4 tRNA genes are annotated in these 542 nt (G+C 46.9%); all 4 read right to left on the minus strand.

What is annotated here, in order from left to right:
• Nucleotides 1–57: 57 nt before the first annotated feature.
• Nucleotides 58–128: transfer RNA gene (locus AC0NJG_RS28595), tRNA-Gly, on the minus strand.
• A 1-nt stretch (nt 129) separates the two neighbouring features.
• A tRNA-Pro gene (locus AC0NJG_RS28600) sits at nt 130–206 on the minus strand.
• Between the two features lie 10 nt (nt 207–216).
• Nucleotides 217–290 (minus strand) — tRNA-Arg (locus AC0NJG_RS28605).
• A 98-nt stretch (nt 291–388) separates the two neighbouring features.
• Nucleotides 389–471: transfer RNA gene (locus tag AC0NJG_RS28610), tRNA-Leu, on the minus strand.
• Between the last annotated feature and the right edge of the window lie 71 nt (nt 472–542).

The following is a 542-nucleotide window of genomic DNA, read 5'->3' on the forward strand; positions in this document are numbered from 1 at the left end:
TAAAATAAAAATTGACGTTTCACGTTGTTTGTTTCGTTCAGTTTTCAAAGAACTAAAAGCGGGTGAAGAGAATCGAACTCTCGACCAGAGCTTGGAAGGCTCTTGTTTTACCACTAAACTACACCCGCGTGGTCGGGAAGACAGGATTTGAACCTGCGACCCCCTGGTCCCAAACCAGGTGCTCTACCAAGCTGAGCCACTTCCCGTTAATAAAAGCGCGCCCGAGAGGAGTCGAACCCCTAACCTCTTGATCCGTAGTCAAACGCTCTATCCAATTGAGCTACGGGCGCTTATTCATGATGTTTTTTCGTCGTTGTATTTTGGCGACTCAATTATCTTATCATACTACATTTTCAAATGCAAGTACTTTTTAAAAAAAGATTTTTGATGCGGCCGAGAGGACTTGAACCTCCACGGGGTTTCCCCCACTAGGCCCTCAACCTAGCGCGTCTGCCGTTCCGCCACGACCGCGCGGAAAAAAACAAAAGTGAGCCATGAAGGACTCGAACCTTCGACCCTCTGATTAAAAGTCAGATGCTCTA

It is taken from the genome of Bacillus sp. SSR7 (assembly GCF_055902415.1).